The organism is Calothrix sp. NIES-2100 (assembly GCF_963875285.1).
Lineage (GTDB): Bacteria > Cyanobacteriota > Cyanobacteriia > Cyanobacteriales > Nostocaceae > Aulosira.
The window spans coordinates 4,692,229-4,707,570 of sequence record NZ_CAWNLA010000001.1; the positions used below are offsets into that span (position 1 = coordinate 4,692,229).

The 15,342-nt window shown below is 44.0% G+C and carries 13 protein-coding genes and 2 pseudogenes; 6 read left to right on the top strand and 9 right to left on the bottom strand.

All coding sequences use genetic code 11. The annotated features are described in order from the left end of the window. The first annotated feature begins 623 nt into the window (after positions 1-623). A complete protein-coding gene (locus AACU32_RS19305) occupies positions 624-779 on the top strand; it encodes a hypothetical protein (protein WP_339378085.1) in 156 nt (51 codons plus the stop codon). Positions 780-1,087: 308 nt separating this feature from the next. Here the strand turns inward: AACU32_RS19305 and AACU32_RS19310 are convergent, their stop codons facing one another. Next, positions 1,088-4,138 carry a poly(A) polymerase gene (locus AACU32_RS19310; protein ID WP_339378086.1) on the bottom strand — a complete coding sequence of 1,017 codons (3,051 nt, stop codon included), beginning with the start codon at positions 4,136-4,138 and terminating at the stop codon, positions 1,088-1,090. 295 nt (positions 4,139-4,433) lie between these two features. Between AACU32_RS19310 and AACU32_RS19315 the strand changes: the two genes are divergently transcribed. Then, a complete protein-coding gene (locus tag AACU32_RS19315; protein WP_339378740.1) occupies positions 4,434-4,565 on the top strand; it encodes a hypothetical protein in 132 nt (43 codons plus the stop codon). A 183-nt stretch (positions 4,566-4,748) separates the two neighbouring features. On the opposite strand, the gene AACU32_RS19320 is transcribed toward AACU32_RS19315, so the two are convergent. Next, complete coding sequence (locus AACU32_RS19320) at positions 4,749-5,042, bottom strand: hypothetical protein (RefSeq protein ID WP_339378087.1); 294 nt, start codon at positions 5,040-5,042, stop codon at positions 4,749-4,751. Between the two features lie 72 nt (positions 5,043-5,114). Here AACU32_RS19320 and AACU32_RS19325 point away from each other — a divergent pair, with 72 nt between their 5' ends. Continuing rightward, a complete protein-coding gene (locus tag AACU32_RS19325) occupies positions 5,115-5,345 on the top strand; it encodes an EF-hand domain-containing protein (RefSeq protein ID WP_045870719.1) in 231 nt (76 codons plus the stop codon). Between the two features lie 615 nt (positions 5,346-5,960). Here the strand turns inward: AACU32_RS19325 and AACU32_RS19330 are convergent. Then, complete coding sequence (locus AACU32_RS19330; RefSeq protein WP_339378088.1) at positions 5,961-6,098, bottom strand: hypothetical protein; 138 nt, start codon at positions 6,096-6,098, stop codon at positions 5,961-5,963. A gap of 351 nt (positions 6,099-6,449) precedes the next feature. On the opposite strand from AACU32_RS19330, the gene AACU32_RS19335 reads away from it, so the two are divergent. From AACU32_RS19335 to AACU32_RS19345, 3 genes are read left to right on the top strand one after another with little or no spacing between them, the layout of a single operon-like run. Then, entirely contained in the window at positions 6,450-7,562 is a 1,113-nt protein-coding gene (locus AACU32_RS19335) for a M24 family metallopeptidase (RefSeq protein WP_096602399.1), read from the top strand. A 5-nt stretch (positions 7,563-7,567) separates the two neighbouring features. Beyond that, positions 7,568-8,650 carry a galactokinase gene (galK, locus tag AACU32_RS19340; RefSeq protein ID WP_096602401.1) on the top strand — a complete coding sequence of 361 codons (1,083 nt, stop codon included), beginning with the start codon at positions 7,568-7,570 and terminating at the stop codon, positions 8,648-8,650. Beyond that, positions 8,640-8,804: a hypothetical protein gene (locus tag AACU32_RS19345; protein WP_339378089.1), complete on the top strand. Its 165-nt coding sequence runs from the start codon at positions 8,640-8,642 to the stop codon at positions 8,802-8,804. Before galK ends, AACU32_RS19345 begins: the two co-directional genes overlap by 11 nt. Before the next feature lies 1 nt (position 8,805). On the opposite strand, the pseudogene AACU32_RS19350 reads toward AACU32_RS19345, so the two are convergent. The 6 genes and pseudogenes from AACU32_RS19350 to AACU32_RS19375 all read right to left on the bottom strand — a co-directional run bounded on the left by AACU32_RS19350 (position 8,806) and on the right by AACU32_RS19375 (position 15,067). Beyond that, positions 8,806-9,753 (bottom strand): annotated as a pseudogene (locus tag AACU32_RS19350) (IS5 family transposase). A gap of 72 nt (positions 9,754-9,825) precedes the next feature. Next, positions 9,826-9,978, bottom strand: a pseudogene (locus AACU32_RS19355) (hypothetical protein); the annotation flags it as partial. A 15-nt stretch (positions 9,979-9,993) separates the two neighbouring features. Then, positions 9,994-10,236 (bottom strand): hypothetical protein, encoded by a 243-nt coding sequence (locus AACU32_RS19360; protein WP_096602403.1) that lies wholly within the window; start codon positions 10,234-10,236, stop codon positions 9,994-9,996. 503 nt (positions 10,237-10,739) lie between these two features. Further along, entirely contained in the window at positions 10,740-11,840 is a 1,101-nt protein-coding gene (gene galT, locus AACU32_RS19365) for a galactose-1-phosphate uridylyltransferase (RefSeq protein WP_096602405.1), read from the bottom strand. Further along, positions 11,819-13,297 (bottom strand): glycoside hydrolase family 2 protein, encoded by a 1,479-nt coding sequence (locus tag AACU32_RS19370; RefSeq protein WP_339378090.1) that lies wholly within the window; start codon positions 13,295-13,297, stop codon positions 11,819-11,821. Before AACU32_RS19370 ends, galT begins: the two co-directional genes overlap by 22 nt. Before the next feature lie 369 nt (positions 13,298-13,666). Next, positions 13,667-15,067: a DEAD/DEAH box helicase gene (locus tag AACU32_RS19375; protein ID WP_096602406.1), complete on the bottom strand. Its 1,401-nt coding sequence runs from the start codon at positions 15,065-15,067 to the stop codon at positions 13,667-13,669. Positions 15,068-15,342: the final 275 nt, after the last annotated feature.

Here is a 15,342-nt window from a genome sequence, read left to right on the forward strand (position 1 = left end):
GATAAGTCGAAAGTCTTGTTTCACCTCGTTTCCAGCCTGTAGGCTGGGAATGTATTTCGAGAGGCTCTGCCTCTGATCAAGCCTTTGGAGGCGGAGGCTCTCAGAATTAGTTCCTAGCCTGGAGGCTGGGAAGCAGTCACGGCAAGGGCTGTGTCTTAACTTAGTACCATTCGAGTACCATCCTAGATACTGTAAGTTAGTCTGAACAGTAGCGATCGCACCATTCTCATAACAATCATATGGCGGTAATAGCGACCGCCATAGCAAAAAAGCCAGATTATTTCATTGCCTGTGCATAAGGCAAATCTCAAAAATTTGTCCACAGTACTCGAAGATAGACCTTGGACTTAGACTGACCCCAAATATTTGGTTGGGTGTAAAATGGGTGTAAAGATTGTGAGCAAGCCTGAAAGCATTGAAAAATTAAGGTTAATGTCACCTTCCCAAGGTAAACTCAAGTTGGTAGTGCGTTAGCGTTGGCTCCACCAACGCACCAGAAGCTTTGCCGTTCGCGGTAGCGTCTCTGAAAGAGAAAGCATCGCTTAATTAGCCCATATCATAATTTGTAGATGTAGTTAAATTATGTCCTACATCCTCAGATAACTCCTTTTTTCTAAGCATTAATGCTTAATCTTTCTCTGACTTTGATTATTGGGGATATAGGCTCTAAAGTTGAGAGCAGACCAAAATATTATCTTTTGCGATCGCCTGTAAAGTGGCAAAAGCTAGATAATGATTATATATCTGTTATTGAGATTAGCTATAACTTAATACTGTAAAGGTTTGTAGAGGTTTTGTCTCTTTAATCGCACCGCAGAGGTCAGGGGTTCGAGTCTCCTATTCTCCATTTAGCTCAAATCTCTACAGGAAAAGGATTTCAAGCCTTTTGAACCAGGAATTTTAGATGCCTCTATTTGAAAAGCACATAGAGATTTACAGGCACTAGTTTCTGATCTAGACGTATTGTTTGTTGACCAAGACCAATATCATGAAATTGAGTCAGAACAAGAAGTAAATCCCTTAGAAATCATTGAGGAAGTTGATAACTTGTGCTTAAACTAAGTGATTTAAATCTTTGGCAAGAAATTTAGTTTGAAAGCACCACCTCAAAACTACTATTTTGAAAATTTAACTGCAACAAAAAATCTCTCGCCAACTGTTCTACGGTAGTGCTTTGACAATCAGCATAAAGATGCAAACCCAATACTAAACGCGCCGTATTCTGCATTTTTTGAATACCTGTCCAAGGTCGTACAAAGATACCTAGTTGCTCAAGCTGAATAATTAAACTAATGATGTAACCTTCTAAAATACCGCAGCATTTTTCTAGCTCACGAGCATCTTGATTACCCACCTTTAATATCAAGAATGTTTCTGTTTCTTGGTGTAACTCAATTGGCTTAAATAAAGCTGTCCACTTGTCCTGTCCAGCTAAAATTCGCCCAGTCAGTGTTGCGCCCCTAGCAAATTCATTTTGCACTATCTGTGCGGTAGAACGGGTGACATTACGAGCACTATTGTGACATGGTTCTATTGATGTGACTACAGGTAGCCAGTCTCTTGGTGATTGTACCTGATATTGTCTACCTACATCTGTAAGTACAATCGCCTGTTGCCAATCATGATGGTGCAAAAGTTGGAAAAAATTAGCCAGTAATTTCTCTATGCTCGCTTCTGATTCTTTGTAAAATGTACAAAAAAAAGCGCAAAGCAAAGCCCAGGAAAAACCACCCAGGAAACCCCAAGCATTGCTGTAAATATCTCTGGCTTTAGCCCAGGCGCGTACTGCTCGCAATAGCTGCCGGAAGGTGTCTAGCGATACATATTTACCAACTACCTCTTCCATTAAATCTGCTTCCCAACAACCGATAATAGCTTTTAAGCTAATGGGGTCAAGGTTTTGCGGAGTTTTCCTCGCCAATTGGTAGTTTTCTGCCCTTGCGTAAAGTAAATCTAAGGATATTCCTTCTAATTGCAGGCGCAGTACTGGTACTCGTGCATCTAATACTAGTTGAGTGTGGCACAATCCTTGCAACCGTTGCTGGACGCTAACTAGAAACGCTTCCCCAGATAAATAAGTCGGAATCAGACACACAGCATCCAAATCGCTGTCGGGACTTTGTACGCCAAGACGCGCCGAACCTAATAAATGTAGTGATGGTTGAAAACCCAAACATTCTGCACAAGCTTGAGTCACCACTTCTAACACTGTGTCACGCTGTAATTGCTGTTCTGGAGTTAGTTCAGGTTCCAGTTGCTTAACTAACTCCCCCAATTCCGAACGATCCGCCGACTCAATTCCCCCCTGTCCCTCCGAAGTTCTGATCGGAGGAAGCCTCGCAAGAGACTTCTCTCCTTGTCTCTCCGAAGTTCTGATCGGAGGAAGCCTCGCAAGAGACTTCTCTCCTTGTTCCCCGTTTTCCCCTCCTCCCAAATACACAATATGTTTCACCGCAAACGGCTCATCACCTCGACGGCTAATTAAGGCGATAGAGTCAACTCTAAAACTCACTGGATACCATTGCGGTAACTCAGCCAAGGCTGCTTCCGGACTGGGGAATTGTCCGACACTGAGGTGAGGTGTAAAACCTGCTTTTGTTTTGCTGCTTTGTTCGTTACATTGGGGAAACAGATTTTGAAGTACTGTTTGTAACTCATGCAATGCGTTTTCTGGCTGGACAACAGGACGCAACCAAGCTGTAGAACTTTTGCGGTGTGTAAATGTTTGGAAGTCGGTTAATGTAATTTGAAATGGTTGTAGTTGAGCAAGTGCAGGCGCAATAATTTCTACCGCCTCGGCAAAATAAGATTCTGGCAGAAAACCGTAGAGTAAATTAATATGAGCCATCCAACGCTCAACTCTGGCATCATAACGCTGACGGATGGCTTGGATAGCAGGTAAAACATTGTCTGGCGGAATCACAACTACAGCACTTTGATAAACTGGGCGGACTGTACTTAATGCGGAAGCTGGAAAAGACTTCGCAAATTTAAGAACTGCACGCAAACCAAAATGATCAGATGGATAAATTTTCCCTTCTGTAAGAGCTATCGGTTCACAAGCGAACAAGTCAATTGACTGCGCTTGCCAATCATGATTTGGACTTCTTAGTAAAATGCGATCGAGCCTTACTGGTATTCCCTTTAAACTCATCAACGCGGCTAAGGAGTTGCGTTGCGGGTCAAATGTATAACCTGCGGCATCTGGATGTAGTTGTTGCCAGATATCGACATATCCAGCACCCATTAATATCTCTTGTTGTTCGTTACCTCGGGTATTGAAATCACCAGCTATCAAGCTATTTCCTGGTAGCTTTTGCAGATATGCAACTATGGTAGCTAACTGATGCTGGCGTTTTTCTAGGGCATTTTGTGCGTAATCGCTGGTTAAATGCACGACTGCAATGTGCAATAATTGACCATTAATTTCACAACTCCCTACTAATACCCGCTTGTGTCCAGAAAATTGATGCTCAACGAGTGTAAAAGGCAGACGCGACAATAATAAATTACCTAATGGTCGCACTGTTTCGGCTGTGCTGGATTCGGAGATGTAATAATTCCGTACCCAAGTTTGTGATAAAAGTAACTCTGCTAAAGCTGGGGTCGCTTCTTGAATAGCTATAATATCGGCGTTACATTGACGTAACTGCTCTATAATTGCTGGTAATCTTTTTTCAGTTGCGATTTTCTCTTTCTCGTAGAGGTCACAAAGCACGTTAAAACTAGCGATCTCCAAAGTTTCTAAATTGACAGATGCAGCTTTTTGTGTATCTAGTTGCCAACCTTGGATATGGTATTTATAAATGGGTCGCGGAGTGAATATCGCTGTGCTATCTAATACAGTGACAACTTTCTCCCCGATATTTTCTCTAGTCTCGCTTTTCCAAGCCGCCGCAGGTAATTCTCCAGAGGAAATTAAATCTAAATGTTGTTCTCGATCCCAAACAACCATATCTCCACAACGGATATAGCGGATGCGATGCCAAGGAATATCCCCATCTGTCGCCCATTGTGCCAGAGGTTTTTCTCGCATTCCTGTAGATGAAAGACGTTCTTGATAACCGACAACAAAAGCGCTGCTATCAAGACGCACATCCCAGATAATGCGGTGGTAAACCTCGCGACTGGTTGCCATTTTTTTCTTGTCTGATTTTGACATCTTCCCTTTTTCTGTAATCAAACAATTGCGTGACGAAATCACACGAATAAGTAAGTTAACATTCGCCACTTGAACCGAATTTGATTGAGACGAGGGACTACATATGCTTTTACCGTAATTTGACCAATGTATTACTTTTATAATACATTATACTTCACAAGTTGGGGCAATGCCTTTTAAATCCTCGTGCTTGGTAGTTTACCAGTGCATGAGATCCATCCAAACTGTAAGTATGCACCCAGACTCGTTTTGCTCCCATCTCCCAGGCTCGTTGTACTCTTCTCTGGATCCCATCTCTAGCCGTCAAGTAGAAGAACTCTGCTTAGAACTCAAGGAGCAGTACACCATCATTACTCCCCATCCCATCTTAGGACATCAATATCCCGTTGGAAATCGCCCATAGAAGACTGACGCTTATTTATGACTCAGATAATTGCGCTTAAATGATGAAAGGAAATTCGCGATCGCGAATCCATCAGATCAGGACTAAATTGATGTCAGACTCATCTACCAAAAGATATGTTGCCACCTATACCCGTATGGAAGATGGTACACAAGAAGATTATCTGCTGTTGCAGGAACATAATCAGCCTTTGTTGAATAACGTTGCCGATCGCGCATTAGCACTACCAGTTGTGCCCAGTCGGATGCACAACCCTTTCATCAGCGCGATCGCTTTAGCCAACGTTGTATCAATTGCGTTATCCCAATTTGGCTGTTGTTTGATTAATCCCAGACGAGTCAGTAATTGGGACTGCTTGATCAGTTCTTGGCGATACTCATCATTTGGTGCTTCAAATATGATATTCCGACGACCTAAAGTTGAAGCTGCGCTTCCAGTTACGGCGGTATTGCTGATCTCAGCCCCAGCGATACCCATTTTTACGTCTGAGGATATAAGTTTATTTAATTTTGAGATATTAAATTTAAAGACTAATTCAAATAAAAACTTATGGCAACTGAGCAAGAACTTCAATCTCTTTTTAATACCTTGGATATTGATCAAGATGGCAAAATCTCCATTAATGAGCTTTTTTTAAGCCCTGGTTTAAGTGCAATCATCTCGGCTGAAACAGGTGTCAGTAGCCCCCAGGAATTGCTAGCTATGCATGGAGATAAAGACGGTAGTATCTCCTTTGAAGAGTTAAAGGAAGTAGTTAAGAAAGCAAGTAATTTAACTTAGCAGTTAAAAACCCAATACCCAAAATCCCTCTCTAGCCCACGCTTTGAGGGATTTGCAATTTCTAGGTCATTGGTGGCTCGCTAGCTCCAATGGATAACCCTGGAGGGGAAAGGCTGGCTTTTTGCGATTGTGGAAGGGAAGAAGCAACAAGCGATCGCCCCTCATCACTTAAGTGGGGTTAATTTTACGATTGGGGGATAGGGAAATATCAGAATTTTAATTAGGAAGTTTTGTACAATATTTAAAAACTTAATAGCTGAGTTCTGATTTGATATTAAACAAATTATTTTATTTAGTAAGAGTTGCGACAGCTTTTAATTATAAACCATACAGAAGATAGCAATATTTTTTCTATCTTCCATATCCATGAATTAAGTTTAAATTGAATTTCAAGAAAATAAGATGATAGCTAAATTGTAAGTAAATTTAACTACCCTAAACGAGTAAATTTAATGGTATTAGAAAATTATGATCGCATACATATTAGCTAAAAGCAATATGTTTTTCCATTGAAGTAATGCTAGAGAAAAGATTAATAGACAGCATAAAAATTTGATAATTTATTTATCCAATTCAAATCATATATTGGGTGAACCTACAAATGTTGATTAATCTTTATAACCTGAGACTTGCCTGTTTCATTAGTGGGAGAATGCGATCGCCAAAAAATTCCAGGTCTGGCTTAAAGTCATAAAAGCTCAACTGCATGGCGATCGCAAAACAAATTATCTCAAATACAACTGGCGATCGCAATTCTCAAAAACTAAATCACCAACGTTGATTGGGTGTAAAATATTAAGCTAATGCGCGTCTAAATTGCATAAATACTAATAAGGGCTGTTAACTGTTGACTGTCAACGGTTAACAGATCTGACGATGGATTGTGTAACTTAAAAGCAGAATAGCTTACTATAGGGGCTAGCTCGCCGTTGATATTTTGGTCTATTCAAAATCAGCGAACAGACAGGATTCAGCAACGCCAAAATTGAAATGCCAAACTCAATATAATACTATACCCACATTTTTTCAAACCACAGACATACGCATATAAACACAGATGAATCTCATAATTATCTGTATTCAGATGTGGTAACTAAGTTTTGTATGAACGAGGAAGTTTCCCAAAAGCTAGAGTTAATCAGGCAAACCTTGCGCAAAACCAAAGTGCAAGGTGTGCGTTTGCGTGGTACAGACTGGTTTGCTTGGGCAACGGCTGGCGCTTCTAATACCGTGCTGCTGACTGCTGAAACTGGCGTAGCAGAAGTATTAGTAACTACTGAAGATGCTTGGATATTGACGGATGAAATTGAAGCGCAGCGTCTTCAGGATGAAGAACTGCCTGCTAATTTTCAGGTGCATATCAACCCTTGGGCTGATGCTGCTGTCCGTGAGTCTTTTGTTCGTGATGTGACTGGTGGAGGAATAACAACTAGCGATGTCTGCGACAACGCGAAGCGCGAACGCCCCATCTTTAATTTAGAACAGCCGTTACCCCCAAGTCTACAAAATCATAAACGGGTAATGATGTCAAGTGAATTAGAGCGATATCGCCAAGTTGGGCAAAAAGCTAGCCTTGCAATGACAGAGGTACTCAAAGCCGCCAAGCCAACTTGGACAGAATATCAATTAGCGGGTGCGGGTGCAGAGGCATTATGGGCAAAAGGGTTGCATCCAGCGCTGACACTGGTAGCAGGTGAAAGGCGTTTACCGCTATACCGTCATGCTACCCCCACTAGAGAACAGATTGGAAGGCAAGCGATGTTGGTGTTTTGCGCTAGAGGTTACGGTTTGTATGCAAATCTGACTCGATTTGTTTGTTTTGGTGAGCTTTCAGGCGAGCAGGCCGAATTGCATCGTCATGTGCGCGAAATAGAAGCAGTAGTTTTGAATTTGTGCCAACCCGGAACCACACTCGACACAGCTTATCACGCCCTAGCTCAGGCTTATGAACAACATGGATTTCCCCATGCCATCCGCGAACATCACCAGGGAGGAACAACTGGATATTTAGCGCGAGAAATCGTCGCCAATCCAACTACGACTGATACTTTGGCAGAAGGCATTGCTGTTGCTTGGAATCCCAGTTTACCAGGGGCAAAAGTTGAAGATACTTTTGTAATTCTCCAGGATGGAAAGTTAGAAAATCTGACTTTTGATGCCAATTTTCCTAATGTTGAGGTAGAAGGAAGGTTACGCCCTGTACCTTTGTACAATTAAAAATTATGGATTTTCAACAAATATTCGGTAAACCACCGGAAACTCAAGCCAGTGCGCCAGGAAGAGTGAATTTACTAGGCGAACATACTGACTATAACGATGGCTTCGTTCTGCCAACTGCGATTCCTCAATCCACGAAGGTACAGCTAGGTTTGAGTAGCGATAGCCAGCATCACTTTTACTCGGAAAATCTCAACGAGCAAGTCAGCATTTTAGATATCAATCATACCCCGTCTGGATTTGCCAGTTATATTTTTGGCTGTATTCAGGTTTTACAAACAGCAGGATACACAATACCATCGCTTTGTGTGTACGTTAAATCATCGGTTCCTATGGGTTCGGGTTTGTCTAGTAGCGCAGCTTTAGAAGTAGCAACACTTCGAGCAGTACGCCAACTTCTGAACCTTCCCATAGATGATGTTGAAATCGCCCAATTCGCCCAGCAAGCAGAAATTCATTATGCTGGCGTGCAGTGCGGCATTATGGATCAAATGGCTTCTAGCTTGGCTGATACTGAACATATCTTGTTTTTAGATACTCGGACTTTAGAACGTCGCGTAATGCCTTTGCCTGAGAAAGCAGAGATTTTGGTTATTGATAGCGGTGTACCCCGTACCCTTGCAAGTAGTGGCTATAACCAGCGACGGGCTGAGTGTGAAGACGCGGCGCGATCGCTAGGAGTTAAAGCACTACGAGATATTACTGATGTTGAAGTAACAGAAAAACTACCTGAACCTCTACACCGTCGCGCCCGTCATGTGGTTACAGAAAATAACCGCGTCTTGGAAGTATTGCAGGGAGTATCATCTGTGCGCTTTGGTGAATTGATGAACGCATCCCACGCCAGTTTGCGAGATGATTATGAAGTCTCCGTACCGGCGCTGGATATTTTAGTAGAACTGTTGCAAAAAACTCCGGGAGTATTTGGTGCAAGATTGACAGGTGCTGGTTTTGGCGGTGCAAGTGTCGCTTTGGTTGCGGTTGGTGAAGCTAGAAGTATTGCAACTCATGTTCTTGAACAATACAAGCAAGCAGGTTATAACGGACAAATTTTGGTTCCTTCCTTGGAGTTAAGTGATGCAGCCTAAAGTTGTTTATGGAAACGCAGGCGTTGAAGGTGTTAATCGTTGGGGATGGTTCATGGGTCATTTTATCACCCCTGAAGACGATCCACGTTCTACGGAAATGCGGCTTTGTTGCATGAAACAAAAAAAGACACACCTTGACTTGATAGAGGTGTAATTTAATGTTCAAGTTTGTAGCTATCGGGTTTGCCCAACTGGATCATGCGATTAAGGGCAGCACATTGCAAGAATAATTCAACAGCTTGATTGTCAAAAAAGCGTCGTCTTAACTTGCCCCCAAAAATGATTTTGAGACGAAACATAGCCGTTTCAGACAGCGAACGTCGATGATACCCGCTTTCTTGTTTCCATTGCTTGCGTCCAACTTGACGACATGCTCGGAGATTTTCATCTCTGGGATGAGGAGGTGCTTTACAGTTACCATGTTGCTGAATCTTAGCATTGGAGCGAGGCGGAATAGTTGCTTTAGCACCCCGCGAGGCGATCGCGTCGTAACAGTCAAATGTGTCATAGCCGCCATCACCAGATAGTTGATCTATAGGATGCTCAATCTGCTCCAACAAGTCGGTTAATACCTCACAATCAGCAACATCATTAGTAGTAACTACTGCAGCCAAAATCTCACCAGTTCCCTCATCAACTCCTAGATGCAACTTGCGCCATGTCCGTCGTTTAGCAGACCCATGAGTACGGACTTTCCACTCTCCTTCGCCATAGACTTTTACCCCAGTTGAATCCACGACGACATGAACAGCCTTTTCTTTTGGAACTATCGGCAGTTCTACCGACAACTTGCTTAAACGACGGGATCAGGTGGAGTGATCTGGCACTTTTAACTCAATTCCCATTAGGGTAAACAATGATTCCAAAAATCCTTCCGCTTGCCTTCCTGCTAAGTGAAATATGGATTGTATGGTTCCCATCGTAGCGATCGCCACATCACTGTAATAATTGGAGGCTCCCTTACGTCCTGTCTTCTGTTGGTTAAGCCATTGTTCAATTACTTCCTCACTCACCCAGAAACTCAGACTGCCTCGTTGCTTGAGCGCTGCATCGTACTCTTTCCAATTGCGAACTCGGTAGTTGGCTTTGGCTTTAGTCTTCATCTTCAAACTAGGAGTGAAAAGGAAACAGGTGATAGATCAAATTTACCATTCTCCCTATTCGTGCAACAACGCCGTTTCAATTAACTCTTGCCAGTACCCACGCCAGCTAATCAGGAACATGAAACCGGTTGCCCAAACTAGGTATCCAAAGAGGAACATCCAAGCCCAAACAGACAAATTACTTGTGCCATAGGGGTTGTAACCGTTAATTAACTGAGCAGAGTTAGTTAGGTGAGTTACTTAAGGATTAATAATTCCGTAGTAAATCGCGGCAACAAATAAGAAACTTGCCAATATAACCAGAGTAAAACCATAGCGAACTCGTGAATCCGGTAAGTCTTGACTGGTAATTACATTCTCTTTTTGTATTTGAGTTACAGGCTCAGGTTTCATAGATTCTTGGGGATACAGATGGTCAGGTGTTTCCTTTACCGGGGGAAGATTATTCTCAGTTTTTGCGTTTTGAGTCTCTTGGGATTTCATTGGTTTTTTTTATGTCTTTATAAGTTTTGTGCTTTCATAGTTTCAAATATTAGCTAATGGTTACATCGTTCTTGAGAGCTACCTTAGATTAATGTGTAGCTCTCCTAAAAGGCTTACACGATGTTAAATTAATTTGTAATTGCGAATACACTTCTCTAATTTTCTTCTATTAATATTGCAAGAAAATCAACTAAAATTATGACCGAAGAAAGTCAGAGGGCAGGAGGCAGACGGCAGAAGGTAAAAAATATTAAGTAAGGGACAGAGCAACTAAATTTATTTATGAAAAAGGGTAAAAGGATTTTTTAAGGGGACTTACCAAAAACTTTGATCTCAGCCATTTTATTAGAAATTGAAGAAGGCAAGAGCCAGTCCAGATGAAACTAGTTTCGTCGGGACTGGCTTTCTTGATAAATGCTCAGTTTTTATTCATAAAACAGATGGATACAGATGATAAATTCGCAAAATTATCTGCTTCCATCTACGGTTTTACAGAATAATTGTTATACGGAAATGGGCATTTCGATATTTACAGCGATCGCCTGTAACTCTTTGGCTTTTTCTTCTGGTAAAGCATCATTAGCAAACATCCCGGCTGCAAGTTCGGTTCCTGCTAAGTATTTCAGCTTGTCGCTGGTACGATAGGGTGGATAAAACTGGGCGTGTAAATGGGCTTCTGGATTGGGTTTACCGTCTGTTGGCGCACCAAACCAAGCCATGAGGTAGGGAAATGGGCGATTCCACAAACCGTCATATTTGAGAGTAACGGTTTTTAATGCCCTGGCTAGTCCCTGACGTTGCTTTGCACTCAAATCATAAAATGTGGGTACTGGTTGTATGGGCGCAAGCCAAACTTCGTAGGGGTATCGCGCACATACGGGGACGAAGGAGATCGCCTCTTCATCCTGATAAATAATTCGTTGGTTGTCAGCTATCTCTTTTTGAATTAAATCCGCTAGCAAACCCCGCTGATTTTCCTGATAAAATTGCCGCTGCATCTCCAACATCCTTGCGGGAACGGGAGGTACAAAAGGATAAGCATAAATTTGCCCGTGGGGATGGTGTAAAGTTACGCCTACCTCTACACCTTTATTTTCAAAGGGCAGTACATACTGAATTTGGGGATTTGCGCCGAGTTCGTGGGTGCGATCGCCCCACACTTGCAGGAGCAATTCTAGGTGAGCTAATTCTAGGGAACTGAGGGAAGCATGAGGATCTTGGGTAAACACCACAACCTCACACGCACCATTAGCAGGTAAAGTTTCCACAATACTAGCTGGTGGATTGTGTGCCGCTACTGTCATAGAAGGAAAGCGGTTATCAAACACAGCTATGTCATATTTCCCTGGCGGTAGTTCTGTGGGAAACTCTCTGTTGCTGGTGGGTGCGAGGGGGTTATATTCTGGGGGCGGCATGAAAGTCCGCCCTTGACGGTGACTGGCGTAAGCTACCCATTCCCCCCGTAAGGGGTGCCAGCGCAGGTGGGGATTTGCTTGCACTGGCTCATTACTGGGACTAGTCGCCTTTATGTCATCAGGAATCGGGTATCGACTATATAAAGTCAGCTGGCGGCCATCTGGCTTTAACAACTTGTGGGAGTACATAATCCTCCAGAAAGGGTGGCAGCGCGTATCGTCTCCAGTGGAATCTTCGGTGTGCGATCGCTGTACAACAACCCGTTAGCTTCTTGGAAGGTATCGGTGAATTGTGTGTAACAAAAACCGCTGAACATATCGATGTTATTCACACTTTCCAGCAAAGCAGTGTATTTGATTTCTAATTCCGAGAGATTCCAGCAACGCTCGTATCCCCAGGCTTTGTTAGCATCAGGCTGATCTTCTGGCGCGTATGCTATCCCGCCGAACTCGGTCAACATGACGGGCTGTCCCTGATGAGGATAATTATCCAGGGTGAGGATACGTCCTCCTGGACGCTGACGGTTAAATAAATCTGATAGCTTCACTTCTGGGCCATAGCGATGAGCTAAATGCTGGGGATTGGTGTCGTAGTCATGGATGGCGAGAATGTCAGTATCTGTACTTTCCCAACCATCATTACCAATCACTGGGCGAGTTGGGTCAAGGGTCTTGGTTAAGTGATACATCGCCAAAACATAGTTCCGGTGAGCCTGTGTCTCAACTAGATTTGGCACTCCCCAAGACTCATTAAATGGCACCCAAGCCACAATACAGGGGTGATTGGCATCACGCTTGATAACTTCCGTCCACTCATGGGTCATGCGTTCCACTGCTTTGACAGAGAAGCGATAAGCGCTAGGCATCTCCTCCCATACTAACAATCCCAGCACATCTGCCCAATATAAAAAGCGGGGGTCTTCAATTTTTTGGTGCTTGCGGACTCCGTTGAAACCCATTGCTTTTGCCAGTTCCACATCTCGCCGTAAAGCCAGATCGTCAGGCGCAGTCATTAGGCTATCGGGCCAGTAGCCTTGGTCAAGAACCAAGCGCAAATAGTAGGGACGACCGTTGAGCATAAAGCGATCGCGCTGGATGCTCACAGTCCGCATTGCTGTGTAAGATATTACTTTATCTAGCAATTGTCCGTTATGGTACAACTCAACCACAGCATTGATGATTGTCGGTTTTTCCGGACTCCATAACAGTTCGTTACGGTAGTCGTCGATACCTGGATCGGACAGGGAAATGCGGCGGTTAATCTCGCCATTGAATACTTCATAGATATCATTGGCAAGTACGCGATCGCCCACTGTCAACTTCATCTTCATTTGCACACCCGCAGCCGGAGCATTACCTGCGAGCGCTGCATAACAACCAATTTCCCAGCGTTCAAAGTCAGGAGTCCAGCGGATGTGATCTATATAAGTCACCCCCACAGGTTCCACCCAGACTGTCTGCCAAATTCCGCTGGTGCGAGGATACCAAATACTGTGGGGTTCCAATTGCCAATCCTGCTTTCCACGAGGCTTGGCGAGGTCTTGCGGATCGTCTTGCGCCCAGACTGTGACTTTGGTCGTACCACTGTCATTTAAGGCAGCAGTAATGTCCACACTAATAATATTGTTTAAACTTTCTTCTGGCAAACCTTTGTGCGACAGACACTTTTAGGGAAAATAGCCGCCTGAGTTTGGTAGCTCTACCCAGCACCAGAGTTTCGCCTGCGAAGTCTGGGTTTACTTCATATCGGCATTGTCATGACGAAAAGTCGGATGGGAGGGGTGGAATAGTAATCATTGGTGTAAACTTAAGGTCAGACGCTTATTCCACAGGCATTTTACCCCACCTCTCATTACCCTCCCCGCTTGCGGGGAGGGTAAGTTTTGGCTTTAGACAAAACTGGGGTGGGGTGACGCGGATCTTGATTGGTAAGTGATTTAATTCAAAATCACGTCTTCATAAGGGTTTATCGTTAAGTTAACACCCATGAACAGTAATGTTCCCCTCGACCCTAACTAAGGCAGCAATGTCTTAAGATTCCCCGTACCTTCAGCTTGGGGAGCGTCAATTTTGCTTAACCTCAAAGCCTTACGGCGCGATGCTCCGGAACGACTACCAGACTTTTTACCACCAGCCACGGTTGGCGCTGCCGATTTTTTAGCCTTTGTCTTTGATAACGGTTTAGCAGGAGAGCGAGCTGGACGCTGGTTACTTCCAGTTCTGGGTTGATGTTTGGATGTACTTGGGATTGCTTCGGGCTGGGTGTGGGAGTTGGCTGCAAAGCCAGTGACCACTTCAACAGGTAAGCGCTTTTGAATTAGTTTTTCGATATCTGACAACAACGAGTATTCATCGACGCACACCAGCGATATGGCTTCACCTGTAGCGCCAGCACGGCCAGTGCGACCAATACGATGAACGTAATCCTCCGGTACATTGGGTAAATCGAAATTGACCACATGAGGCAGTTCGCTAATGTCGAGACCACGAGCTGCAATGTCGGTTGCCACCAATACCTGTAGGCTACCGTTTTTGAATTTTGCCAGCGCGTGGGTACGTGCCGACTGGCTCTTGTTACCGTGGATAGCTAGTGCTTGAATGCGCTCTTGACCCAACTGCTTCACCAGACGGTCAGCACCATACTTAGTGCGGGTGAACACTAAGACCTGGTACCAATTGTTTTGCCTAATCAGCTGAGCAAGTAATGGGCGCTTCATGTCCCGGTCTACCTTGTAAACTTTCTGTGCCACTGTATCAGCGGTAACGTTGCGGCGTGCCACCTCGATGATCTTCGGGTGATTGAGCAGCCCTGTGGCGAGGTCTTTGATTTTGTCGGAGAAGGTGGCAAAAAATAGTAAATTCTGTCGCTGTTTGGGCAGGAGTGAGATAATGCGGCGAATATCACGAATAAAGCCCATATCTAGCATCCGGTCTGCTTCATCCAGCACTAACACCTCAATCTGCGATAAGTTCACCGTGCCCTGCTGCACATGGTCTAAGAGCCTTCCTGGGGTCGCAACTAGAATATCCACGCGGCTGTTCAAACGCCGTTTTTGCTGACTAAAGCTGACCCCGCCGTACATTACCATTGAATTCAGTTTTAGGTACTTGCCATACTCAACCACGCTGTCGGATACCTGTGCAGCGAGTTCACGAGTTGGGGTAAGAATCAGCGCCCGAATTGGTGAGCATCCATTAGATGTGGTTTTAACGCTATTATCGGACGACAACCGATGCAGAAGCGGCAGGGTGAAGCTGGCAGTTTTTCCAGTCCCGGTTTGGGCACCAGCTAGCAAATCACCACCAGACAATACCACAGGAATCGCCTGCATCTGGATAGGCGTGGGTTTAGTGTAGCCTAGCTCGGTGACAGCACGGATAATTTCATTGGACAAGCCGAGAGTAGAAAAAGACATAAAACTCCAGAGTTAACATCGGCCTGTCGCCAGTGGCGGCATCAGTTTGAGGCGGACGGATGGTTTTAAGGCATAGATGAGCAGTAAACGCCAAGACTGAAAGCGAATGCCGCAGTTCTGCATTTTAGCAGAGTGTAGTTGGTTGTGTAGTGATTTTGCAGAGACTTTAATTTCGCTTGAGCAACTGTCCGCAAGTTTTATCAACCGCAAAATTAAGTTTAATTCCTGTTGGAGAAGTGATTGCCCTAGCTCAAAAAGTTTGCATCTAAAATAGA

Bases quoted from the DNA above. Each gene is read 5' to 3' on its own strand.
- AACU32_RS19305 (WP_339378085.1), top strand. From the start codon at position 624: ATGCTTAATCTTTCTCTGACTTTGATTATTGGGGATATAGGCTCTAAA.
- AACU32_RS19310 (WP_339378086.1), bottom strand. From the start codon at position 4,138: ATGGCAACCAGTCGCGAGGTTTACCACCGCATTATCTGGGATGTGCGT.
- AACU32_RS19320 (WP_339378087.1), bottom strand. From the start codon at position 5,042: ATGGGTATCGCTGGGGCTGAGATCAGCAATACCGCCGTAACTGGAAGC.
- AACU32_RS19325 (WP_045870719.1), top strand. From the start codon at position 5,115: ATGGCAACTGAGCAAGAACTTCAATCTCTTTTTAATACCTTGGATATT.
- AACU32_RS19335 (WP_096602399.1), top strand. From the start codon at position 6,450: ATGAACGAGGAAGTTTCCCAAAAGCTAGAGTTAATCAGGCAAACCTTG.
- galK (WP_096602401.1), top strand. From the start codon at position 7,568: ATGGATTTTCAACAAATATTCGGTAAACCACCGGAAACTCAAGCCAGT.
- AACU32_RS19345 (WP_339378089.1), top strand. From the start codon at position 8,640: ATGCAGCCTAAAGTTGTTTATGGAAACGCAGGCGTTGAAGGTGTTAAT.
- AACU32_RS19360 (WP_096602403.1), bottom strand. From the start codon at position 10,236: ATGAAATCCCAAGAGACTCAAAACGCAAAAACTGAGAATAATCTTCCC.
- galT (WP_096602405.1), bottom strand. From the start codon at position 11,840: ATGTACTCCCACAAGTTGTTAAAGCCAGATGGCCGCCAGCTGACTTTA.
- AACU32_RS19375 (WP_096602406.1), bottom strand. From the start codon at position 15,067: ATGTCTTTTTCTACTCTCGGCTTGTCCAATGAAATTATCCGTGCTGTC.